The following is a 22622-nucleotide window of genomic DNA, read 5'->3' as shown; positions in this document are numbered from 1 at the left end:
CGAGCCCCGTCCGGGCCGGTGCGGGCTCGGTCACGGTGCGGATGAACGCCTTACGCCTACCTGCACATTGTGAAGTTCTGCTCTGCCTGGCGGGTTTTACGTTCGAAGAAAAGCTTTCCTTCTCCACGGGGTGGCCGCGGTTGCGCCCACTCCGACGGACAGAGCGATCACGGCCACTGCCCAGCTGAAGAGGTCGGTGGCCGAGTTGGACGTCCAGTCCCACCGGTTGTGTGGGTACCAGATCAGAAAGAAGGCCGAAGCCAGGGGGATGATCCAGCCGAGCTGGTGGCCGAGCAGCCTCACTGACAGCAGGGCGAGACCGAACCAGATCAGGAGGGATCGAACGAAGACGACCCCGGCTTCCGGACCGACGGCGAGCGCCTCAGTGGCGAAGGAGAAGGCGCAAGCTGTCAGTGTCAGGCCAGTGCAGTACTTGAGGCGGAACCGGTGCATCGCGGATGCACCCATCTCATCATGTGCCGACATGGCACCGTCGAGAGCCGCGGTGAGGAAAACAGCCGACAGAAGCGGGAGTTCGTGCCGGAAGGGCACGCCCGTGGTGACTCCCCCGCTACCGATGGAGGGCAGCGCGATATGAGTGCCGCCGAAGAAGGCCGAGAGAAGGGCGACAGCGGCCGTTGCCACCAGGACGGCTACACCCCGGTGGACTCTTGCATAGCGGAGTAGGTCAGAACCGGTCATCAGGCTTGCACCAGGAAGGGTCTCGAAGGATGTGGCCGCGCTCCTGAGCAAGCCATTTTTGCTGCTCGGCCGCAGGCATCCGTATGACCTTGGTCGCCTCGCGTTGGGCGGCGGATACACCTTCCATATGGAGTCCCTCGTCGGCGACAGCCGGGTCCTGTCCCGCGGAGCGGTACTCGAGCCAGAGGCGGATGTTGTCCATGGCCTGCCAGGCCCGGCTCTCCTGGCGAGGAGGTATGCAGAGACCCAGGGACTCGGTGAACACCCGGTCGGCCATGGCGATCGCCGCGGTACGGACGTGACCTTCGGCGATGTCGAATCCGCGGTCGCCCCACTTGTTCCGCCGCAGCCCGAACTCGTGGAACGCGTCGGGCGACTTCAACCAGGGCTGGACGGGTTGGCCCAAGCGCTGGGCCATGCCGGTCAGTTCGGGCAGGTACTTGCGGTGCTCGGGCCACACGCACACCTGTGGCACGCCCTTCTCCGCGCGCTCGCACAGCGGCGCCGTCGCCGATGCCGGGCGCTCGACGCGCAGTTCGCCGGCGGCCGGCACCGCGGCCAGTGCGATGAGAGAGCCTGCTGCCGACCCGATGGCGACACCGCGGATGTGCAGGGGCGTTCCCTGACGCGGCATCTGGCGCTCGGCGCTCCTGCGTAGCGGTGGTGCCGTCACCGCCAGCGCCGCGAGCGCGAGTGCAAACAGCAGCCGCACGGCGACCGGAAGGAGGCGCAGGTGCTGGTCCGGCGGTCCCGCGAGGACGTTGAACTTGAAGGGGAGCGCCAGCATGCTGATGAAGCAGCCCAGCGCGCAGACGACGGGGGTGAAGGCGGCGGAGGGCCACCAGCGGCCGGCCAGATGGCCCACGGACGCGAAGATGATCAGGATGGAGGCGCCGAGCAGGAGATAGGAGGGCCACAGGAAGCCGGGGCCCGCCTCGCCGAATGAGATGAATGCGGCGGTCAGGCATCCGATCACGTACGCCAGGAATCCGAGAGTGAGCGTCGCGGCCAGCCGTGCGGCCTCGATCCGCCAGATCGGTCGGGCGGCCGCGAGCACGGTCTCGGGCATCCCCGCGCGGGAGGAACGTCCGGCCTGCCAGGCCGAGACGCCGGCGAGCACGGGCCCCAGGAAGAGCGTGACGACCTGGGCCGCCACGCTCGCTTCGGGCCACACACCGATCCAGTACCGGGACCGGCCGAAGAGCACCACCAGGTCCACGGCGATCATCAAGGGGAACGCTGTCAGAAGGGGCGAGCGGCGCAGCTCGATGCGGTAGGCGTTCAGCATGCGGCCCCCTCGTTGGGTCGGTGGTTGCCGAGTACCGTCATGTAGCCGCGTTCCAGGGGGCTGTCGCCCGGCGCTGTGGACAGGGCGAGTTCTGCCAGCTGCTGAGGTGTGCCGCTGTGGCACACCTGGCCGTTACTCAGTACGAAGACGGTGTCGCAGGCGGCGCCGACATCCTCGACCAGGTGCGTGCTGAGGAGGACGGCTGTTCCCGCGCGGGCGAGGGAACGAATGAGCTCACGGAAGTCGAGGCGCTGCGCGGGGTCGAGACCGACGGTCGGCTCATCCAGCAGGAGCAGGGAGGGGGAGCCGACGATAGCCGCAGCGATCCCGGCCCGGCGGAGCATGCCGCCGGACAGCGACTTCATGCGGTCTCGGGCCCGGTCGGCCAGGCCCACGGCCGCCAGTGCCTCCCTGGTCGCGGAGTCGACCTTCCTGGAGGGGACCTCACGCAGCCAGGCGCAGTAGCGGACGAAGTCCGTTATGGAGAAGGCCGGGTAGTACCCGAAGTCCTGCGGGAGGTAGCCGATGCGACGGCGGACTCGCCGCGCTTGCCGCTCGTTGGTGACGGGCCTTTCGAACAGCTCCAGCTGCCCGCTCTGCGGCGGCGCGATGGTGGCGAGCGTACGGAAGAGCGTGGTCTTGCCCGCGCCGTTGGGGCCCAACAGGCCCGTGACGCCGGGCTGGATGGCCAGGTCGAGATTCTCGATGATGCGTCGACCACCGTATCCCTGTGTGAGGGCCGTCAATCGAGCGACAGGGTATGTCGTCATTGGCACATTTCCCCGAAATAAAGGACGGGCCCGCCGCGCTGGCGGGCTCTCCTGAAGTGCTGGCTAGTTACGATCCCACAGGGGTCTTGTTGATCTCGAACGTGCACTCGTGGGTGTCGTACTTGCCCACGTACCCCTTGTACAGCCTGTCGTAGTTCTGCGTATCGATCTCGACATTGCAGTCATAGCTCGTCAAGTACCCGTAATTCGGGTAGTTCGTCGCGTTGGAGCAGTAGCCGTGACCGGACGTGGAGTACCAGTACCCCCGGCACCCCTTGAACCAGGACGCCTCGTTGGAAGCGCTCGACACTGGAGCCGTCAGGCCGATGGCCGCAGCCGCCAGGGCACCGACGGCAACACCCTTGGCAGCCTTGGAGCCAGATATGCGCGACGCAAGAGAAATCATATACATTCCCCCCCTTGGGAATTTTAGAATCAAGCAATGGAGGCATGGGTCGGCGCCCCCGAATTACGAAACGTGACAATAGCGCGCCGAACTCTTTCGGCTGAAGCGAATTGCGGCCTTCCGGCGCTGTTGAGCAGCAAATGGGCGTTTGGAGATCGTCTCGTTTGGCTTGTTTCCAGCCTGAGGTGTCCAGACTTGTGTGGCTGACGGGGCTACATGCCCGCGAGCCAGGCTGAGTGAGCTGCAGTTGCCTCTCTACGTGGGGCAACTCGGCTCGTTCAGCATCCTGTCGTTCGGTGATCACGCAGACCTCGACGTCGTACACACTGAGCACCTCACGTCCGCCGTCTACGTCGAGCAGCGTGATCAGGTGTTTATGTACCGGGAGGCCGCGCGGAGGCTCACCTCTGCCGCGGAGTCGGTCGAGGCGTCCACGGAACTGATCGCAGAGATAAGGAAATCCCTATGACTCACATTGATGACGCGTCCACGCTGCCTGTTTCCTGGTGGAAGTCGTCGCGATCCGACACCGGCGCCCAGTGCGTCGAGTGCGGCATCGTGAACCACGCTGAGCAGCGCGTCGCCGTGCGGGACAGCAAGAATCCGAACGGTCCGGCGCTGCTGTTCTCGTACGCCGCCCTGGGCGGCCTGGTGGACGTGCTGCGTCGGGGCGACTTGCGGTAGGTAGGCGCGGCAGAGCAGCGGTCCGCCCCCACGCCCCGGGGGTGGACCGCTGCCTCGTGCCGAGCCTGAAATCATGCAAGCGCGCTTGATTGTTCTGCTCCCTGCTGCCACGCTCGACGGGACGGCCCGGCACAAGGAGACGAACCGCATGACGCTGCTCGCCCTGCCCACCCACGACCGGGGCATCACCACACTCACCCTCGACTCGCCCGCCAACCGCAACGCACTCTCCGCGGCACTCGTCGGCGAGCTCTCCACCGCCCTGGACGCGTGCGCGGCCGACGACACCGTACGGGCCGTCGTCCTCACCCACACCGGCAACACCTTCTGCGCGGGCGCCGATCTCACCGCACCGCCCGACCCGCACGCCCTCGTCGCCCTGATGCGGCAGATCGTCGCCCTGCCCAAACCCGTCGTCGCCCGGGTCACCGGCCATGTCCGGGCGGGCGGCCTCGGCCTGCTCGGCGCCTGCGACATCTCCGCGGCCGGCCCCGAAGCCTCCTTCGCCCTCACCGAATCCCGCCTGGGGCTCGCCCCCGCCGTCATCTCCCTGCCGCTGCTGCCCCGCATCGACCCGCGTGCCGCCGCCCGCTACTACCTCACCGGAGAACGCTTCGACGCCGCCGAAGCCGCCCGCATCGGCCTGATCACGCTCGCCGCCGAGGACGTGGACAAGGACCTCGCCCCCGTCCTGGACGGGCTGCGCAAGGCGTCCCCCCAGGGGCTGGCGGCATCGAAGAAGCTGGTCACGGCTACTGTGCTCGAAAGCTTCGACCAGCACGCCGAAGACCTCATCGCCCGCTCGGCGGCCCTCTTCGCCTCCGCCGAGGCCCGGGAAGGAATGACGGCCTTCCTCGAACGACGGGACCCCGCATGGGTGTTGTGACGCCCCCTACCGACCGGACCCCCAAACAGGACCGCAGCCGCGCCACCCGCCGCCGACTCCTCGAAGCCGCCGTCGCCTGCCTCGCCGAACACGGCTGGGCGGGCTCCACCGTCTCCGTCGTCGCGATGCGCGCCGGCGTCTCGCGCGGCGCCGCCCAGCACCACTTCCCCACCCGCGAGGACCTGTTCACCGGAGCCGTCGAATACGTCGCCGAGGAACGCTCCGCCGCCCTGCGCGCCGTCCCCGACCAGGACCGGGCCGCCGTCGTCGCCGCCCTCGTCGACCTCTACACCGGCCCGCTCTTCCGTGCCGCACTCCAGCTCTGGGTCGCCGCCTCCAACGAGGAACAGCTCCGCCCCCGCGTCACCGAACTCGAAGCCCGCGTAGGCCGCGAGACCCACCGCATCGCGGTCGGCCTCCTGCACGCCGACGAGACCCGCCCCGGCGTACGGGAAACGGTCCAGGGACTCCTCGACATGGCCCGCGGCCTGGGCCTTGCCAACGTGCTCACCGACGACACGGCCCGGCGGCGCAGGGTCGTGGCGCAGTGGGCGGCGCTGCTGGACGGCGTACTGGACTGACCGAATACGTCGCTACGTCGCCGGGCCGCCGATGGCGAGGGCAAGCCGCCACATGCCGGTGGACGGATTCACCTCCGGTTCCTTGCCCTCCGGGGCCAGTTCCCGCATGGGTTGGACAGCGCGATCCCCATGCTGTGGCGGTCTGCCTTGGTCACGGCCATAGGTTCCGAGGGAGGGACTCCTATGTCCGCCCGGCTTCGGTGTCCTCGCCATCCTGCTCCCCCCGGCCCGCCAGCGCTCTGGCGAAACTGTCGTCGATGAAGGGCACGCCGCCGTAGCTGCCGCCCAGGTAGCGGCGCTCGTGGTTCTCCCCGATGCGGGGCTTGAATTCCGCCAGGGCGAACAGATCTGTCTCGCCGTACTGATTTTTCCTCCAGGAGCCAAACCTGGTCCGCTTCACGTCGTATGTACTCGATGCCCCAATTACTCGTTCGATTCAAGCCGGTGTGTGAGCGAGAAGCGGTCAGAGAACCTCGCGGACTGGGATTTCCGTGACAAGACCGGCTCGGCATGCAACAACAAGAAGTCCGGGGGGATGGATTTCACCGACTTTCGAACTGGACTGCCGGACCCCCACGCGTACACCGCCCTTGGAACGTGCAACAAGATGACCGACGTTGATTACACCTACGGTGGTGACTGGAACAACAAGGCTGACCACGTGAGCGTGTAGGTGCGGTAGCGTGCTCCTCCGGCCGGTGTCGGCCGGGGGAGCGCGTCGCTATTGGTTTGGAGCAGCGGAATGCGTTATCGAAAGATCGTCCCGTGTGTGTTGATTGTTGGATTCCTTGCGGGCTGTTCGTCGTTCATGGAAAACGAACCCAAGTCAGTCGACGTGGTTACCGTTGACACAGTGCCTCCGGATGATGATGCAGCCGACTCGCGAAGGGATGCTGCGGACTTCCGTAAGGCCTCAGCTGATCAAGCCGCAGTCAACGACCTGCTCCCGGCGGTCGACAAGATCATTGGGGATTGGGACGGCGATGAGGGTCGGGCATTCATCTCGACCAAGCTCCCGGCCGCCCTTTCCACCGAAGTCAACGGTGAACTCCTTGCCGGCGCGTTTGCGGCATGGCAGAAATCCGAGTCCGGCTCCTCGCCGGTAGCCGTGTACGGAGGGGACGGCAAGCTTCTCTTCACGGGGACGTTCTAGCCGGCGACTCGGTAGCAGACTGGTCGGGTTGGCTCCTCGGGGTGTGGCGGCCCCAGTGGCAGTCGGCGTCGCTGACGTGAACGAGTGACGGCGAAGGGACTGTGCGTGACGCCGCCGTCGGGTGCCGCGTCACGGTGCGAGTTCACCACCATCCGGGCCATGTATTCCAGCGCGCCGAGCAGATTCGACTTGGCAGGCGGTTCCCGTGGCAGGCTTCTTCGGCGCCAACGCGGCTGGCACCAGCGCGGCCTTCTCCAGCGCCTGCGCCACGACGACACGGCCCGCCGCCGGAGGGTCGTGGCGCAGTGGGCAGCGCTGCTGGACGGCGTACTGGACTGACCGAATACGTCGCTACGTCGCCGGGCCGCCGATGGCGAGGGCAAGCCGCCACATGCCGGTGGACGGATTCACCTCCGGTTCCTTGCCCTCCGGCGCCAGTTCTCGCGCCCGGCGAACCGCTTCGCGCCAGGTGCTCTCGTAGGCGCGGAAGTCGAGCCCTGTCTTGCTGTATCCGCCTGCTGTGTGTCTGTCCAGGTGCGGCACGAGATGGGTGCACGACGGGGCGTGACTGCGGTGGTCGGTGAAGTGCAGCAACAACCACAGTTCAAAGCATGGATTCGACAGCGCGATCCCGATGCCGCTGTGGTCCGCGTCGGTCACGGCGCGGTCGATGTCCGTGAATTCGTCGACATCGAACACACACCATGCCTGGTCGTACTCTTCGGCTGCCGACGCGAGTAACTTCGCTGTGTACGCGACGACTTGGGAAGGTGCCTTGGGGCGCTCGACGATCTTGACCGAGACTGCCGGATTCCGTACGGAGGACTTGAGTCCCTGCACATAGTCCCGTTCCGTCACTTCGGTTCCGCAGACGACCAGTAATCGCTGCCGAGCGACTCGACGCCCGGTTCTTCTGTCGAGCCGGGACTCGAAGGAGGGACTCCTACGTCCGCTCGGCTTCGGTGTCCTCGCCATCCTGCTCCCCCCGGCCCGCCAGCGCTCTGGCGAAACTGTCGTCGATGAAGGGCACGCCGCCGTAGCTGCCGCCCAGGTAGCGGCGCTCGTGGTTCTCCCCGATGCGTGGCTTGAACTCCGACAGGGCGAACAACTCCGTCTCCCCGTGGCGATTTTTCTCCAAGAACCACACCTGGTCCCGCTTGAGGATGTCCTCGCCGCCCATGCGACCGAGCAGGCTGGCATCGTGCGTGGTGAAGACCAGTTGCGCTCCGTGCGGGTTGGTGGCCGGGTCCTGGAAGAGTTCGATGAGCTGCGCGGTGAGCAGGGGGTGGAGACTGGAGTCGATCTCGTCCACGACCAAGGTGCCGCCCCGCCGAAGGACCGACATGAACCGTGGAGCCTGTTCCAGCAGCGCCCGGGTGCCGGCGGACTGCTCGTGCAGGTCCATCCGCACCACGCCGGTACGACCGCGGTGCCCGAGCCACGGACGCACGTGTTCTTGCGGCCCCTCCTCTTCCAGTCTGGCGAGCAGACGCAACGGGACACGCCTGCCGTACCGCTGTCGCAGCGCGTCCTCGTCCACGAGCACGCGCTCCGTGCCGCACTCCTCGATACCCAGGTCAGCCGCGCGCAGGAGGGCCATCAGCTCGGGATGACGTTCCGGCGCCTCCAGCATCCGGCCCACCTCGGGGCCGATGGGGCGGCCCGGTCCATGCCGACCGAACCTCAAATCTGTCAGGAACCAGTCATAGACCGGCCGGAAGTCCATCTGCCTGGAACGTGCCGCCATGGTCAGGAACAGCACATTGGGTTCGGTGATGTTCTCGACCAGTTCCAGTTCGCGCTTGGCCTGTGAGTCGCCGGGCTGCACGTCGCCGTCCGGCCGCTCGAAGATCTTGCGCTTCTTCCCATGCGGATAGCTGTAGAGCCATTCGTCCAGAACCCGCTCGTCATCGACGCTGAAACCGTAGGTGTAGCGGACACCGTCGAGCAGCAGGTCCACCACGTACCAGGAAGGCTCTTCGAGCGCGGCGGTGTCCAGACGGAAGGGGCTGCGGGTGACTCCGCCGTCGGGCTCCGCGTCACGGTGCGAGTTCACTACCATTCGGGCCATGTATTCCAACGCACCGAGCAGATTCGACTTGCCGGCCGCGTTGGCGCCGAAGAGGCCTGCCACGGGAACGGCCTGCCAGTACGTGCCGGGAGGCCGATCCGCGTCGTAGGCGGGGTGAAGCTGGAGTTCTTGCTCTTCCCGGATCGAGCGATGATTCGACACTCTGAAGTTCAGCAGCACGTGAGCCCTCCCCCCGGCGATTCAGTGGGACCGTGCGCAAGTGAATCGCGAGTACAGGAGGCTGGCAACCTGTTGCAGGGAATACCAGCCGTCGCGGGTGGTGATTCCACCCGAACGGGAGCCGAGGCGGGAGAGGGAACCGGTCCCCCCGACCTCGGCCCTGGGCCGGACGAGGCGCTCAGTTCCCCAGATCCGCGAGCTGGCCGTACCCCTCGATCTCCCGCGGATCCCGCGAGCCCGGACCCACGTACCGCGCCGAAGGACGCACCAGCCGCCCCGTCCGCTTCTGCTCCAGGATGTGCGCCGACCAGCCCGCCGTACGCGCGCAGGTGAACATCGACGTGAACATGTGCGCCGGAACCTCCGCGAAGTCCAGCATGATCGCCGCCCAGAACTCCACGTTCGTCGCCAGCACCCGGTCCGGGCGCCGCGCGTGCAGCTCCTCCAGCGCGGCCTTCTCCAGCGCCTGCGCCACCTCGAAGCGCGGCGCGCCCAACTCCTCGGCGGTACGCCGCAGCACCCGCGCCCGCGGGTCCTCCGCCCGGTAGACCCGGTGGCCGAAACCCATCAGGCGCTCACCCTTGTCCAGGGCCTTCTTCACGTACGCGGTGGCATCGCCGGTCCGCTCGATCTCCTCGATCATGCCGAGCACCCGGGACGGCGCACCACCGTGCAGCGGACCCGACATGGCACCCACCGCACCCGACAACGCCGCCGCCACATCGGCGCCGGTCGACGCGATGACGCGGGCGGTGAACGTCGAGGCGTTCATGCCGTGCTCCGCGGCCGACGTCCAGTACGCGTCGACGGCCTTCACGTGCTTGGGGTCCGGCTCGCCCCGCCAGCGGATCATGAACCGCTCGACCACGGACTGCGCCTTGTCGATCTCGCTCTGCGGGACCATCGGCAGCCCCTGCCCGCGCGCCGACTGGGCGACGTACGACAGCGCCATCACGGCGGCCCGCGCCAGATCGTCGCGCGCGGTCTGCTCGTCGATGTCGAGCAGCGGTTTCAGACCCCACACCGGGGCGAGCATCGCCAGCGCGGACTGCACATCGACCCGGATGTCCCCGGAGTGCACCGGGATCGGGAACGGCTCGGCCGGCGGCAGACCGGGGTTGAACGCCCCGTCGACCAGCAGACCCCAGACGTTGCCGAACGACACATGGCCGACGAGATCCTCGATGTCGACACCCCGGTAACGGAGCGCACCGCCTTCCTTGTCCGGTTCGGCGATCTCCGTCTCGAACGCGACGACTCCCTCTAGTCCCGGTACGAAGTCGGACATGGCGGCTCCCTCGGTCGGCGGCTCTGCGGAGGCCACAGTGGCCTGCCTCAAGATATTGGCGGGTTCCCCTGACGCGGGGAAGCGTGACATCCGGCACAGGACCTCGAATCGGCCCCGCCCCTCCGACACCCTCCTTGCCGGGCCTGGCCTGCCGCTGCGGCAGGATGACCCCGTGCCCACCGCAGATTCCCCCTCCGATTCCACCACCGATCCGGCCGCGATGCGCGAGCAGTACCGCTCCGAGCGCTTCACCGAGGACACGCTGGCCGCCGACCCGATGCAGCAGTTCGCCCACTGGTTCCGGCAGGTCGCCGTCGGCGGGCTGCTCCACGAGCCCAACGCCATGGTGGTCTCCACCGCCACCCCCGAGGGCCGGCCCTCCTCGCGCACCGTGCTGCTGAAGAAGTACGACGAGCGCGGCTTCGTCTTCTTCACCAACTACGAATCCCGCAAGGGCCGCGAGCTGACCGCCAACCCGTACGTCTCGCTGCTCTTCCCCTGGCACCCGATGGCCCGCCAGGTCATCGTCACCGGCCGGGCGGACCGGACCGGCCGTGACGAGACGGTCGCCTACTTCCGCACCCGCCCGCACGGCTCCCAGCTCGGCGCCTGGGCGAGCCCCCAGTCGACGGTGATCGGCTCCCGCGACGAGTTGCTCGCCCGCTACGAGGAGCTCGCGGCCCGCTACCCCGAGGGCGAACAGGTCCCCGCGCCCCCGAACTGGGGCGGCTTCCGTGTCGTCCCCGAAACCATCGAGTTCTGGCAGGGCCACGAGAACCGGCTGCACGACCGGCTGAAGTACGTACGCGAGGGCGATCAGTGGCGCGTCGAGCGCCTGTGCCCGTAGCGAGTCCTTTCGGGGCAGCCCCCTGCGGACATGCAGAGACCCGCAGGCTCTGGTCCCTCCTTGCGGAGGAGCCGGCCGGACTTACCGGCGAGCCTGCGGGTCGGTGACTGCTTGGGATTGGCCGACGACCGGCCTGCACTGCAAAGAGCGCGACAACGGGCGTCAGCCCGCAGCCACCTCACGAGTCCGAGAAGAAATCACTTCTGGAACACCTCCTTTCGCGTGTAGCAGCAGCCTAGGAACGTCCCCGGCACCGCACAAGCGAATTAATGCGCCGGTCGATTTCCGGGAAGTCGACGTGTGCTGGGGCGCCTTCGAGTTCAATGGTCTGACGTGCGGAAATGCCGGATGCGTCCTGCGGGGGGTACGGGATGAGTGCGTCCACAAGCAGTGGAACGGCCGAAGCGCTCGGGCCCGACGAGGGGCCGAAGGCGGGGCACGGGGCCGAGTTGCTCGCCGCGTTGCTCGACGGGATGGACGCCGCGCTCTGCGCGTTCGACGCGGACGGCACGATCACCCACTGGAACCGCGAGGCCGAGCGGATTCTGGGCTGGTCCGCCGAGGAGGCCGTGGGGCGGTCCGGGTTCGCCGGGTGGGCGGTGCGGCGGGCGGACGCGGGTGAGGTGCAGGAGCGGCTGATGGCGGCCATGGACGGTGCCGGGCGCCGCGTCCACGAGTTCGCGCTGCTGCGCAAGGACGGCGGGCGGGTGCTGGTGCGGACCCAGTCGGCCGGGGTCCGGGGCGCGGACGGCGGACCGGCCGGGGTGTACTGCGCGTTCAGCGAGGTGCATGCGCAGATCGATCTGGAGCGGTCGATCGCGCTGAGCGAGGCGCTGTTCGAGGACGCGTCCTGGGGCGTGGTGCTGGTCGACGCGGATCTGCGGCCGACGATCGTCAACGCGCATGCGGCCCGGGCGCTGGGCGCCGGCCGCACGACGCTGCTGGGGCGCCCGCTGGGGGAGCTGATCGTGCAGGGCGTCGAGGACCTGGAGGGCGCGTTGCAGCATGTGCTCGCCGAGGGCGCACCACCGGCGCCCGCCGAGCTGTGGGTGACGCTGCGGACGGCGGAGGGGGAGCGGCGGCGCTGCTGGCGCAGTGGTTTTCTGCAGCTGGCGTCGCCGCTCGCCGAGGAGCCGGTGCCGCTGGGGGTCGGCTGGCTGTTCCAGGACGTGACGGCCGAGAAGCTGGCGGCGCAGGAGGCGGACCGGATGAGGTTCAGGTCGAACCAACTGCACCGGGCCTCGCGGTCGGCGTCCGAGTGCGAGGACCCGATGGAGGCGGCGACGTCCTATCTGGACTACGCGCTGGCGGGCTTCGCGGACCATGCGCTGGTCGATCTGGTGGTGGGGGAGCGGCTGGTGCGGGCGGCGGCGACCCCGTCCGGTGAGCCTGGCCCGTGCCTGCCGGTGGCGGGCGGTTCCATTCCGCTGCGGTACGTGGCGGGGCACCCGGCGCTCCAGGCGGTGGACCGCACGGGTTCGGTGCGGGCCAGCGCGGGGGCCGGGCCGGGGGCCGGGGCGTGGGCGGCGGAGCGGCAGTGGCCGGGCGACTGTGTGCACGCGCTGTGCGCGGTGCTGCGGAGCAGGGGGCGCACGCTGGGTGTGGTGACGTTCCTGCGCTCGGCCCACCGCACGGCGTTCGAGCGTCCCGACGCGGCGTACGCGGAGAGCGTGGCGGTGCGGGTGGCCGCGGCGGTGGACCTGGCGCAGGTGCTGGCGCCGACGAGGTGACGATGCGTTCTCCGGCCCGTCACCTGTCACCGCTCACTGCCGGTAGAAGATCCGGTCCCGGTACTCCGTCATCACGCGCCCGTTCCACTCGTGGCCGCCGTCGACGTTCGCCGAGCGCAGCAGCGGTGGCTCCACGCCCCGCTCCACGAGCTGTTCCGCTGCGGCGGCCGTCATCGCCTGCATCAGGGCGCTGGTGACCACCGTCGACGCGGGGGCGAACGGCGCCTCGATCCCGTCGAGGGTCAGCTCCGCGTCACCGATGGCGATCTTGCTGTCGAGCACGATGTCGCAGTGGTCCCGCAGGAAGCCGCCCGAGACGTGCCGGGAGCGGGTGCCGTCCGCGTACGCCACCGACGTCACGCCGATGACCTTCAGGCCGAGCGCCCGTGCGTTCTGCGCCATCTCCACCGGGAGCGCGTTGCGTCCGGAGAGCGAGATGACCACGAGTACGTCGCCGGCCCGGGCGGGGCTGGAGTCCAGCACGGCGCCCGCCAGTCCGTCGACCCGCTCCAGCGCGGAGCCGAGGGTCGCGGGCATGACGTCGACGCCGACCGTCCCCGGGATGGCCAGCAGGTTCATCAGGGCGAGGCCGCCCGCCCGGTAGACGACGTCCTGCGCGGCGAGCGAGGAGTGCCCGGCGCCGAAGGCGAAGAGCCGGCCGCCCGCCGCGACGGCGTCGGCGATCGCGGCACCGGCGGCCGCGATGCTGCCGGACTCCTCGTCGCGTACCCGCTCCAGCAGGCCGATCGCTGCGTCGAAGAACTGACCGGCCAGCTTGCTGTCGCTCATCGAGGAGGCCCTTTCCGGCGGGGGAGAGAGTGTTCACGGGTGTCCATGCCGCGGATCACGTTGCGGTCTGGACCAGTGACCTGTCAATACCGCCCCGGCGGCTCCGCTGCACGGTGTTCGCCGGGCGCGGCACGGTTGTCGGCGGTATGCGTCAGAATTGGGTCAGGGCCAGCGCACGACGTTTTTCATGTCACAGCATCGAGGGGCACGAATGTCCGGACTGATCGACACCACGGAGATGTACCTCCGCACCATCCTCGAACTCGAAGAGGAAGGCGTGGTCCCCATGCGCGCCCGGATCGCGGAACGGCTGGACCAGAGCGGTCCGACGGTCAGCCAGACGGTGGCGCGCATGGAGCGTGACGGTCTGGTGCAGGTCGCGGGCGACCGGCATCTGGAGCTGACCGACGAGGGGCGCCGCCTGGCGACGCGTGTGATGCGCAAGCACCGGCTCGCCGAGTGCCTGCTCGTCGACGTGATCGGCCTGGAGTGGGAGCAGGTCCACGCCGAGGCGTGCCGCTGGGAGCATGTGATGAGCGAGGCCGTGGAGCGGCGGGTGCTGGAGCTGCTGCGTCATCCGACGGAGTCGCCGTACGGGAATCCGATCCCGGGTCTGGAGGAGCTGGGCGAGAAGGCCGAGGCCGACCCCTTCCTCGACGAGGGGATGGTGAGCCTGTCGGAGCTCGACCCGGGTGCCGAGGGCAAGACGGTGGTCGTGCGCCGGATCGGTGAGCCGATCCAGACGGATGCCCAGCTGATGTACACGCTGCGGCGTGCGGGTGTGCAGCCCGGCTCCGTGGTCAGCGTGACCCAGTCGCCCGGTGGCGTGCTGGTCGGCAGCAGCGGCGAGGCGGCGGAGCTGGACACCGAGGTCGCCTCGCACGTGTTCGTGGGCAAGCGCTGAGCGCCTCGTCTCCGCGTCCCACCGCTTGGCCGGATGCCGTCTGCGGGGCGTTCATGTGTGAATTCCGCTTTCCCTTTTTCCGTCCGGAACTGCAGCGCCCGGACGGATCGCGTGCCAGGCTGTGGCTGAGACATACCTGAGAGTGTCGGCCGACTGGCCGCGCGGTCGGGGAGGGAGCAGGTGCATGCGCCCGTCGTACTGGCGCGTCCGGCACGTCCGGCGCGCGTACCGGAACGTGGCTGCCGTGGTCCCGGCCGTCCGAACATCGCGCGGCAGTGCTCATGGAAGCCCCCGCGCATCGCCCGCCGCCGCCCGCGAAGCCGGTGCCGCCGCCCATCGCGGCGCACCGGCGTCGGCGGCTTCCCGGAAGACAGAGGGCCCCGGCGCCTCGCGGCGCCGGGGCCTGTCCTCCCCTGCTTCGACCTGGAGCCCCGAGCTCTCGAGGTCGATCCCCACGGGCCCTCATCCCCGAGTGGCCCGCCTCCCGGAGAAGGTCTCCCCTCCGCCGCCCCGGTCAATCCTTGACGGCGGTCACTCGAACGAGCGGTGTTGGATGGCGGAACCCAGTTTTCGAATACAAGTTCGATAGTCTGGCTTGACGCGACCACGCGGTGATCGAGCAGTGCATCAAGCGGTGATCGAGGACCAGAAGGGGGTGCCAGGACATATGGTGCGGCGCATCGATGTGACCGGGACCGGCGGCGTACGCCTCGCGGCCTGGGAGTTCGCCGACCCACCCAAGGGGCGCGCGGAGGGCGAGCGCGCCCCCGGGGTATTACTGCTCCACGGCCTGATGGGAAGGGCCGCGCACTGGGCCCCCACCGCTCGCTGGCTCGCCGAGCGGCACCGCGCCGTCGGCCTCGACCAGCGCGGGCACGGCCGCAGCGACAAGCCGGCCGAAGGCCCGTACACCCGTGACGCGTACGTCGCCGACGCCGAGGCCGCGATCGAACAGCTGGGCCTCGCGCCCGTCACCCTCGTCGGGCATTCGATGGGCGCGCTGACGGCCTGGCAGCTCGCCGCGAAGCGCCCCGATCTCGTCCGGGCCCTGGTCATCTGCGACATGCGGGCCTCCGCGCTCGGCGCGGCCTCGCAGCGAGAGTGGGAGGACTGGTTCAAGACCTGGCCGGTGCCGTTCGCGACGCTCTCCGACGTACGGAAGTGGTTCGGCGAGGACGACCCCTGGGTGGAGCGGCCCAACCCGGCCCGCGGCGAGTTCTTCGCCGAGGTGATGGCCGAGCGGGCCGACGGCTGGCGCCCCGTCTTCTCCCGCCGCCAGATGCTCCAGTCCCGCGCGACCTGGGTGTTCGACGCGCACTGGGATGAGCTGGCGCAGGTCCGCTGCCCGACCCTGGTCCTCCGCGGCCTCGACGGCGAGCTGGGCCGGGCGGAGGCCCAGGAGATGGTCCGCGTACTGCCGCGCGGGCAGTACGCGGAGGTGGCCGACGCCGGCCATCTCGTCCACTACGACCAGCCCGAGGGCTGGCGCGCGGCGGTCGAGCCCTTCCTGGAACAGTTCGCCGAGGACTCCCAGGACGACCGCGAGCCCGTCCCGTCGTAACGGAGCATCAGGACGGGTGCGGACGGGTGTGCGGCGGACCGGGGCCTGTCCGGCCCTGATCCGCCGCACAGGCCGACAGGCTCTCAGCCCTTGCTGACCGCCGCCAGGATCTCCGGGAGCCGGTCCGCCGTGCGGGGCGCGGCGATCCGCAGCCCCGCCCAGGAGATCAGTGCCCCGTACACCGCCCCCACGGGCAGCAGCAGCCACAGCCACTGCTCCAGATCGGCGACATGCAGCCAGATCGTCACCGCGATCACGGGTGCGCAGAGCAGTCCCGCCGAGACCATGCCGCCGAAGATCGAGATCCAGGCGAGCCCGGCCTGCCCCGGCGCCACGTTCTTGAACGCCCCGTCCTGCGGGATCGAGTACGCGAAGTTCGCCGACGCCACCGCCCCCGTCGCCAGCATCCCGCCCAGCAGGGCGAACGACAGCCCCATGGCCTCCGGCAGGTCACCCCAGTCACCGAGCACCCCGGCGGTCACCACCGTCACCAGGACCGTGTAGGGCAGCGTGATCAGCAGCAACGCCAGGGCCCGCGCCCGCAGTTCCAGATAGGCGTCACGGGCCGAGGAGATCGTCAGCGCCACCATCCAGAACGCGGAGGTGTCCTGCCCGAACTGGTTGTACATCTGGATGCCGAGCATCCAGGCGGCGAAGCAGGCGAAGTAGATCGACCCGGTGCCCTGGAGCGCGTTGAGGATCGGCACGATCAGCCCGATCGCCAGCGCCGTGGTCCAGGCGGCCTTGGTCTTCGGGTCGCGTGCGATGTACCGCAGACTGCGCTCCATCACCGGCCCCGTGCGCCCCTGGGGCAGCAGCGCGGAAAGCCTGGAGCCGTCCTTGCCGGCCTTCTCGCGGCCCGGCCCGGCGGCGGCCAGGGTCGAACCGTCCGGGGCCGTCATCAGCTTCACCAGGCTCCGCTGCCACAGCCACAGCAGCGCGGCCAGCGCCGCGACGGACAGCAGCAGTTGTACGAGGGCCTGCCCGTACGAGCCCCGCGACGCCGAGTCCACCGCGCCGACCGCCGAGGCGGGCGGCAGCCAGCGCACCACGTCCGCGGCCGGGTCGAGCGCGGCGAGCCCGCCCGCCCGGCCGAGCCGCTGCGCACCGAAGTTGACGACCTGGAAGCCCACCGCGATCACCAGCCCGCTGAGCACCGCGAGGTCGCGGCCCTTGCGCGACGTCAGCAGCCGGGTGTTGGCCGTGGCCACGGCCCGCGTCAGTGCCACGCACACCAGCAGCGTGAGCGGCGCGGCCACCACCGCGAACACCGCCCCGGCCGCCCCGCTCGCCACCGCGAAGGCCGATCCGGCCGCCAGGCAGAGCGTGAACAGCGGACCGATCCCGACCAGCGAGGCCGTCAGCAGCGCCCCGATCAGCGGCCGCGGCCGCAGCGGCAGCATCACCAGCCGGCTCGGGTCGAGGGTCTCGTCACCGCTGGGGAAGAACAGCGGTATCACGGTCCAGCCGACCGCCACCACCCCCGCCAGCAGCACGACGAGGGAGGCGGCGTGGGCGTGCCCGCGCAGCGCGACCAGCCCGAGCAGCAGGCCCGCGGCGAACAGCAGGGTGAAGACGACGGAGGTGATGTACGCGGCCCGCCGGCCGGCCGACTGCCGCAGCCCGTTGCGCAGCAGGGTCAGCTTCAGCCGTACGAAGACACCGACGAGCCCCTCGCCGGTGCCGGCCGGTCCGGGCGCGGCCCCCGCCGGGGCGTCGAGCACGCTCATCGCTTGCCGCCCAGCCAGTCCAGGGAGTCACCGCCGGTGCGGGAGCCCGCGCCGACGAGTTCGAGGAAGGCGTTCTGCAGCGAGGACGCCTCGCCGCGCACCTCGGCGAGGGTGCCCTGGGCCCGGATCGTGCCGGCCGCCATGACGGCCACCCAGTCGCAGAGGGACTCGACGAGCTCCATCACATGGCTGGAGAAGACGACGGTCGCACCCGAGCGGGTGTAGCGCTCGAGAACCTCGCGGATGGTCTGCGCCGAGACCGGGTCGACGCCCTCGAACGGCTCGTCCAGGAACAGCACTTCGGGGTTGTGCAGCAGCGCGGCCGCGAGCCCGATCTTCTTCCGCATGCCGGTCGAGTAGTCGACGACCAGCTTGTGCTGGGCACCCGCCAGGTCGAGCACGTCCAGGAGCTGGGTGGCCCGCTTGTCGACCTCGGAGCCCGGCAGTCCGCGCAATCTGCCGGTGTACGCGAGGAGTTCGCGTCCCGAGAGACGCTCGAAGAGCCGCAGCCCCTCCGGGAGCACGCCGATCCGGCTCTTCACCTCGACCGGGTCGCGCCACACGTCGTGACCGGCGACCTCGACGGTCCCCTGGTCGGGGCGGAGCAGCCCGGTGACCATCGACAGCGTGGTGGTCTTGCCGGCGCCGTTGGGTCCGACCAGACCGATGAACTTGCCCGCGGGCAGTTGCAGATCGATCCCGGCCACCGCGGTCTGTTCCCCGAACCGCTTCCACAGCCCCTGTACGCGCACGGCGGGCGGTGGCGTGGCCGGTCCGCCCGCCTCACCCGCCCGCGTCGCTCTGTCGGTCTCTGCCCGGTCCTGCATGATGCACTGCCTTTCGATGGCCCCGTTTCAGGGACCACCCTACGAAAGGGGGCTCTGCGGGGGGCGGGTCCGTGCGTCGGCCGCTTCCCTGGCGCAGGCGTAGGCGAGCGGGCTGATGAGCTCCTCCGCGTCCGGCAGCCACCGGTTGGCGGGGGTGGGGCGGCGCGCCCACTGCACCGCTCCGCGCCCGCCGACCCGGGTCGGCGGACCGGTCACGTACTGGCCGTCGCCGCGGCCGACCAGGTCGATGGCGGCGGCCCGCCAGCCCAACTTCCGTACCAGCTCGTCCGACTTGGCCGCCGCACCCGGCAGCACGAAGAAGAACATCCGCCGGTCGGGGCTGCAGGTGACGGGGCCCAGGCGCAGGCCCATCCGCTCCATCCGGGCCAGTGCCAGGAATCCCGCCGACTCCGGTACGCCGATGACGTCGAAGGTGCGCCCGGTGGGCAGCAGGATCGACGCCTTCGGGTGCCTGGACCACATCCGGCGGGCCGCGGCACCGCTGCCGGTCGCCCGGCCCGCCCAGTCCGGGCCGGCGGGATGGGCGCCGGGAGCGGCGCAGCCGGTGTCGCCGCAGGAGCACCGCTCGGTCCCCTCCGCCGCCTCCAGCCAGGTGCCCGGGCACACGTCCCAGTGCCGCTCCTCCGCGTACCGCACCGCTGCGTCCAGCAGTTGCTCGCCCTGCTGCCGGGGGACCTTCGCGGCTTCCGTGACTACGACGGGCTCTTCGACTCCGATGGGCTCTTCCACGCAGAGCACAACTACGGCCAACGCCCGGGGTTACGGGCGCGCGAGGCGCGGACGCGGCGTACCGGTCCGGCACACGGGGCGCATGGATGCATGGGCGGGGGCGCGCGTGAGGCGGTGCCCGGCGGGGCGGGTAGCCACATACGGGCAACCGCCGGGCGGCCGATGTGCGGGTCCGGAACGGTCGGCCTCTGTCATATGCCGACATGAATGGCAAGGAATACGACGCACGTGACGAACACGATGAATCTGTGCATTTTCCGCGTAATCGCCGGGCAGTGATCGGCTCAATGATCACTGCGGCCTCAGGGGGAAACATGGCAGCCAGGCCTCTCGTCGCACGCCAGCCGAACGAACGGCTCCAGGCGCTCATCCAGGAAGCCGGATGCTCCAACGCCGGCCTCGCCCGCCGCGTCAACATGGTCGGTGCGGAACGCGGGCTCGACCTGCGCTACGACAAGACGTCCGTGGCCCGTTGGCTCCGCGGACAGCAACCACGCGGCAGGGCACCGGGAATCATCGCCGAGGCGCTCGGCCGCAAGCTCGGCCGTACGGTCACGATCGACGAGATCGGGATGGCCAATGGCAAGAATCCGGCATCGGGCGTCGGCCTGCAGTTCGCCCCGACCGTGATCGGCGCGATCGAGCAGGTCTGCGAGCTGTGGCGCAGCGATGTCGGCCGCCGCGACTTCCTGTCCGGCTCGGCGGTCGCCTCCTCCGCGCTCGTCGAACCCAGCCGCGACTGGCTGATCACCGGCGCCGACCCGCAGGTGGCACGGGCCGCCGGGTCCCGGGTCGGGGTGTCGGACGTGGCGGCGGTGCGGGCGATGACGGCCGCGCTGGTCGACCTCGACCACCGCTTCGGCAGCGGACATGTGCGGCCGGTCCTGGTGCACTACCTGAACAGCGTGGTCTCCGGGCTGCTCTCCGGGGCGTACCGGGAATCGGTCGGCCGGCAGCTGTTCGGGGCGGTCGCGCGACTCACCGAACTCGCCGGGTACATGGCGGTCGACACCGGCCAGCCGGGGCTCGCCCAGCGCTACTACATCCAGGCGCTGCGCCTGGCCCAGGCGGCGGGCGACCGGGCGTACGGCGGTTATGTACTGGCCGCCTCGATGAGTCATCTCGCCGCGCAGCTCGGCAATCCCCGGGAGATCGCCCAGCTGGCGCGCGCCGCGCAGGAGGGCGCGCGCGGGCGGGTCACCCCGAGGGCCGAGGCGATGTTCTACGCGGCGGAGGCCCGCGGCCACGCCCTGCTCGGCGACGCCCGCACCTGCCAGGTGGTGACGGGCCGCGCGCTGACGGCCATGGAGCAGGCCGAACCCGGCACGGGCGACGACCCCGACTGGATCGCCCACTTCGACCACGCCTATCTCGCGGACGAACTGGCGCACTGTCACCGCGACCTCGGCCAGGCGGAGGCCGCCGCGCGCCGGGCGAAGGAGTCCGTGGCCGGGCACCCGGAGTCCCGGGCCCGCCGCCGCGGCATCGGTCTGGTGCTCCTGGCCACGGCCCAGGTCCAGATGCGCGAGGTGGAGCAGGCCTGCCACACGGGCACGCGGGCGATGGAGCTGCTGGGGTCGGTGCGCTCCAGCCGGGGCGCGGAATACCTGGACGATCTGCAGCAGCGGCTCCTCCCGTACGGGGACGAGGCGGCGGTGCGCGAGTTCGGCGCGCGGCTGGAGCTCCAGGCGGCCTGACCGGGGGCGCGCGGGAAGCCGCCCCTTAACTGCGTTTTGAGAGCGCTGAGCGTTACAGCGCCTGTGGAGGGCTGGTGAGTGACAGCACACGCTTGGCGAACGGCGGCAACCACCCGATAGCGTGAGCCGACGATTCCGTAGGTTTACACGTAGGAGTCCCGGTGACGCAGAGCGGACAGGGTGACGAGCAGCAGCTCCCTGCTGTACGGCCCGCGCACGAAGGTGTCGTGCTGCCCGCGGGTGGCAGCGAGCCCTGGATGCCAGGGGGGCCCGCGGATCAGGCCGCCCCGGCGGGCGGCCAGCCGTGGGGGCAGCCCTGGGGGCCGCAGGCGGCGCACCAGGACGCCTCGCATCAGTCCCAGCCGCTGCCGCAGCCCCATGCGCCCGCCCAGGGGCCGGGGGCGTACGGGCAGGGACAGTACGGACAGATGCAGCCGGGGCAGGGGTACGGGCAGCCGCCCGCCCCGCAGCACGCGCAGATGCCGCAGGCCCAGCCGCTGCCGCCGGTACATCCCCAGCAGCCTCACCAGTCCTACCTGCCGCAGCAGGCCCACCAGGCCCACCAGGCCCACCAGGCCCCGCAGTCCCACCAGCCGCAGCAGCAACCGCAGCCTCCGCACGCTCAGCAGCAACCACAGCCCTTCGCGCAGCCGTTGCCGCCCGAGGCCGGGCCCGGGGCGGGCCCCGGCGGGGACGCGGAGGCCACGCAGTACATCGCGCCGGTGGCCGGCGGCCCCGGGCCGGGCGGGCTGCCGCCGGAGAACCCCGCGGAGTCGACCCGGTTCCTCGGCGGCCCGGCGCAGCAGCAGCAGGCGTATCAGCAGCAGCCCGGTCAGGGCGGCGACGCCGAGGCGACCCAGTACATCCCGCCGGTCCCGGGCGGCGCCCCGTACGGCATCAGGCCCGGGGCCCCGGGCGACCGGCAGCCGCCCGCCGAGTTCGACAACCTGTTCCGCAGCGACGAGCCGGCGGGCGCCACCCAGCAGATGCCCCATCTCGACCCCGGGCCCCGGTACCAGGGTGCCCCGCAGCCCCCGCAGCCCCCGCAGGCCACGCAGCCCCCGTACCAGCCGGTGGACGAGGAGCCGCAGCGGCCGCGCAAGAAGCGGGCGCACGTCACGCTCATTACGGCGGTCGTGGCCGGCTGCGCCGTCGTCGGCCTCGGCGCGGGTGCGCTGATGAGCGGCGGCGACGACAAGGGCGAGGACGACAAGCAGCCGGTGGCCGCGGCGAGTTCACCCGTCGAGGAGCCCGAGACGCAGGCCGCGTCCGATCCGGCGAAGCCGCAGGCCGAGGCGCTCGACAAGCTGCTCGCGGACAGCAACAACAGCCGCGCCGCGGTCATCGGGGCCGTGGAGAAGACCAAGAGCTGCACGGATCTGGACCAGGCCGTGACCGATCTGAAGAGCGCCGCCCAGCAGCGCCGCGATCTGGTGACCCGCCTGGAGGGGCTGTCCGTCGACAAGCTGCCGAACCACGCGCAGTTGACCGCCTCCCTCACCAAGGCCTGGCGGGCCTCCGCCGCCGCCGACGAGCACTACGCCGCATGGGCCGAGCAGGCCAAGAACGGCAAGAAGGTGTGCAAGCACGGGAAGGCGCGCACGACCTCCGAGATGCAAGCGGCCACCGTGCAGAGCGGCGAGGCCAGCAAGGCGAAGCGGCAGGCTTCGGGGCTGTGGAACTCGATCGCGTCGAAGTACGGGCTGACCCGTCGGGCGGCCACCGAGCTGTGACGGCGGGCGGGGCGGGGGAGTCCGGAACGGGCCCGCCGCCCCGCG

The 22622-nt window shown here is 70.3% G+C and carries 24 protein-coding genes and 1 pseudogene; 13 read left to right on the top strand and 12 right to left on the bottom strand.

What is annotated here, in order from left to right; translation table 11 throughout:
• Window positions 1-96: 96 nt before the first annotated feature.
• From BT364_RS15495 to BT364_RS15480, 4 genes are all read right to left on the bottom strand, one after another.
• Window positions 97-702, bottom strand: a complete 606-nt coding sequence (locus BT364_RS15495; RefSeq protein ID WP_072485730.1) for a hypothetical protein — start codon at window positions 700-702, stop codon at window positions 97-99.
• Entirely contained in the window at window positions 689-1990 is a 1302-nt protein-coding gene (locus BT364_RS15490; protein WP_072485729.1) for a DUF7224 domain-containing protein, read from the bottom strand. The genes BT364_RS15495 and BT364_RS15490 overlap by 14 nt, the downstream gene beginning before the upstream one ends.
• The gene (locus BT364_RS15485; RefSeq protein WP_072485728.1) at window positions 1984-2736 is read right to left on the bottom strand and encodes an ATP-binding cassette domain-containing protein; all 753 of its coding nucleotides are present in this window, start codon (window positions 2734-2736) and stop codon (window positions 1984-1986) included. The genes BT364_RS15490 and BT364_RS15485 overlap by 7 nt, the downstream gene beginning before the upstream one ends.
• Before the next feature lie 91 nt (window positions 2737-2827).
• The gene (locus tag BT364_RS15480; RefSeq protein WP_143166495.1) at window positions 2828-3166 is read right to left on the bottom strand and encodes a hypothetical protein; all 339 of its coding nucleotides are present in this window, start codon (window positions 3164-3166) and stop codon (window positions 2828-2830) included.
• Window positions 3167-3413: 247 nt separating this feature from the next.
• Between BT364_RS15480 and BT364_RS15475 the strand changes: the two genes are divergently transcribed.
• The 4 genes from BT364_RS15475 to BT364_RS15460 all read left to right on the top strand — a co-directional run bounded on the left by BT364_RS15475 (window position 3414) and on the right by BT364_RS15460 (window position 5317).
• Window positions 3414-3635 carry a Scr1 family TA system antitoxin-like transcriptional regulator gene (locus tag BT364_RS15475; RefSeq protein WP_143166494.1) on the top strand — a complete coding sequence of 74 codons (222 nt, stop codon included), beginning with the start codon at window positions 3414-3416 and terminating at the stop codon, window positions 3633-3635.
• The gene (locus BT364_RS15470) at window positions 3632-3850 is read left to right on the top strand and encodes a DUF397 domain-containing protein (protein ID WP_072485725.1); all 219 of its coding nucleotides are present in this window, start codon (window positions 3632-3634) and stop codon (window positions 3848-3850) included. The genes BT364_RS15475 and BT364_RS15470 overlap by 4 nt, the downstream gene beginning before the upstream one ends.
• Window positions 3851-3998: 148 nt before the next feature.
• On the top strand, window positions 3999-4736 hold the full coding sequence (locus tag BT364_RS15465) for an enoyl-CoA hydratase family protein (RefSeq protein ID WP_072485724.1): 738 nt from the start codon (window positions 3999-4001) through the stop codon (window positions 4734-4736).
• A complete protein-coding gene (locus BT364_RS15460) occupies window positions 4724-5317 on the top strand; it encodes a TetR/AcrR family transcriptional regulator (protein ID WP_072485723.1) in 594 nt (197 codons plus the stop codon). Before BT364_RS15465 ends, BT364_RS15460 begins: the two co-directional genes overlap by 13 nt.
• A 181-nt stretch (window positions 5318-5498) precedes the next feature.
• Here BT364_RS15460 and BT364_RS15455 read toward each other — a convergent pair whose 3' ends face one another.
• Window positions 5499-5717: a hypothetical protein gene (locus tag BT364_RS15455; RefSeq protein WP_072485722.1), complete on the bottom strand. Its 219-nt coding sequence runs from the start codon at window positions 5715-5717 to the stop codon at window positions 5499-5501.
• A 48-nt stretch (window positions 5718-5765) separates the two neighbouring features.
• Here BT364_RS15455 and BT364_RS15450 point away from each other — a divergent pair, with 48 nt between their 5' ends.
• From BT364_RS15450 to BT364_RS40115, 3 genes and pseudogenes are all read left to right on the top strand, one after another.
• The gene (locus BT364_RS15450; RefSeq protein WP_072485721.1) at window positions 5766-5990 is read left to right on the top strand and encodes a hypothetical protein; all 225 of its coding nucleotides are present in this window, start codon (window positions 5766-5768) and stop codon (window positions 5988-5990) included.
• Window positions 5991-6059: 69 nt separating this feature from the next.
• Window positions 6060-6470, top strand: a complete 411-nt coding sequence (locus tag BT364_RS15445) for a hypothetical protein (RefSeq protein ID WP_218172435.1) — start codon at window positions 6060-6062, stop codon at window positions 6468-6470.
• 243 nt (window positions 6471-6713) lie between these two features.
• A pseudogene (locus tag BT364_RS40115) lies at window positions 6714-6809 on the top strand (TetR/AcrR family transcriptional regulator); the annotation flags it as partial.
• A gap of 12 nt (window positions 6810-6821) precedes the next feature.
• On the opposite strand, the gene BT364_RS15435 reads toward BT364_RS40115, so the two are convergent.
• From BT364_RS15435 to BT364_RS15425, 3 genes are all read right to left on the bottom strand, one after another.
• The gene (locus tag BT364_RS15435) at window positions 6822-7445 is read right to left on the bottom strand and encodes an RloB family protein (protein WP_072485718.1); all 624 of its coding nucleotides are present in this window, start codon (window positions 7443-7445) and stop codon (window positions 6822-6824) included.
• Window positions 7414-8721, bottom strand: coding sequence for an AAA family ATPase (locus tag BT364_RS15430; RefSeq protein ID WP_072485717.1), 1308 nt, complete (start codon window positions 8719-8721; stop codon window positions 7414-7416). The genes BT364_RS15435 and BT364_RS15430 overlap by 32 nt, the downstream gene beginning before the upstream one ends.
• A 178-nt stretch (window positions 8722-8899) precedes the next feature.
• Entirely contained in the window at window positions 8900-10009 is a 1110-nt protein-coding gene (locus tag BT364_RS15425; RefSeq protein ID WP_072485716.1) for a citrate synthase 2, read from the bottom strand.
• Window positions 10010-10229: 220 nt separating this feature from the next.
• Here BT364_RS15425 and pdxH point away from each other — a divergent pair, with 220 nt between their 5' ends.
• Complete coding sequence (gene pdxH, locus BT364_RS15420; protein ID WP_072485827.1) at window positions 10230-10856, top strand: pyridoxamine 5'-phosphate oxidase; 627 nt, start codon at window positions 10230-10232, stop codon at window positions 10854-10856.
• Window positions 10857-11227: 371 nt separating this feature from the next.
• Window positions 11228-12586: a PAS domain-containing protein gene (locus tag BT364_RS15415; RefSeq protein ID WP_072485715.1), complete on the top strand. Its 1359-nt coding sequence runs from the start codon at window positions 11228-11230 to the stop codon at window positions 12584-12586.
• A gap of 33 nt (window positions 12587-12619) precedes the next feature.
• Here BT364_RS15415 and BT364_RS15410 read toward each other — a convergent pair whose 3' ends face one another.
• Window positions 12620-13375 (bottom strand): SIS domain-containing protein, encoded by a 756-nt coding sequence (locus BT364_RS15410; protein ID WP_072485714.1) that lies wholly within the window; start codon window positions 13373-13375, stop codon window positions 12620-12622.
• 211 nt (window positions 13376-13586) lie between these two features.
• On the opposite strand from BT364_RS15410, the gene BT364_RS15405 reads away from it, so the two are divergent.
• Window positions 13587-14279, top strand: coding sequence for an iron-dependent transcriptional repressor DtxR (locus BT364_RS15405; protein WP_072485713.1), 693 nt, complete (start codon window positions 13587-13589; stop codon window positions 14277-14279).
• 667 nt (window positions 14280-14946) lie between these two features.
• The gene (locus BT364_RS15400; protein WP_072485712.1) at window positions 14947-15840 is read left to right on the top strand and encodes an alpha/beta fold hydrolase; all 894 of its coding nucleotides are present in this window, start codon (window positions 14947-14949) and stop codon (window positions 15838-15840) included.
• A gap of 83 nt (window positions 15841-15923) precedes the next feature.
• Here the strand turns inward: BT364_RS15400 and BT364_RS15395 are convergent, their stop codons facing one another.
• Genes BT364_RS15395 through BT364_RS15385 form a run of 3 tightly spaced genes read right to left on the bottom strand, consistent with a single transcriptional unit; the run spans window position 15924 to window position 19147 of the window.
• Window positions 15924-17570, bottom strand: a complete 1647-nt coding sequence (locus BT364_RS15395; RefSeq protein WP_072485711.1) for a transporter — start codon at window positions 17568-17570, stop codon at window positions 15924-15926.
• Entirely contained in the window at window positions 17567-18397 is an 831-nt protein-coding gene (locus BT364_RS15390) for an ABC transporter ATP-binding protein (protein ID WP_072485710.1), read from the bottom strand. Before BT364_RS15390 ends, BT364_RS15395 begins: the two co-directional genes overlap by 4 nt.
• A 39-nt stretch (window positions 18398-18436) precedes the next feature.
• Window positions 18437-19147, bottom strand: a complete 711-nt coding sequence (locus BT364_RS15385; RefSeq protein ID WP_256259790.1) for a bifunctional DNA primase/polymerase — start codon at window positions 19145-19147, stop codon at window positions 18437-18439.
• A gap of 314 nt (window positions 19148-19461) precedes the next feature.
• Between BT364_RS15385 and BT364_RS15380 the strand changes: the two genes are divergently transcribed.
• Both BT364_RS15380 and BT364_RS15375 read left to right on the top strand, forming a co-directional pair.
• On the top strand, window positions 19462-20844 hold the full coding sequence (locus BT364_RS15380) for an NsdA family TPR-like regulatory protein (protein ID WP_072485709.1): 1383 nt from the start codon (window positions 19462-19464) through the stop codon (window positions 20842-20844).
• 161 nt (window positions 20845-21005) lie between these two features.
• A complete protein-coding gene (locus BT364_RS15375) occupies window positions 21006-22577 on the top strand; it encodes a hypothetical protein (protein WP_177328136.1) in 1572 nt (523 codons plus the stop codon).
• Window positions 22578-22622 lie beyond the last annotated feature (45 nt).

Source organism: Streptomyces atratus, from assembly GCF_900119365.1.
Lineage (GTDB): Bacteria > Actinomycetota > Actinomycetes > Streptomycetales > Streptomycetaceae > Streptomyces > Streptomyces atratus_B.
The sequence above is the reverse complement of the archived record's forward strand: the minus strand, read 5'-3'. Positions and strand labels throughout refer to the sequence as shown.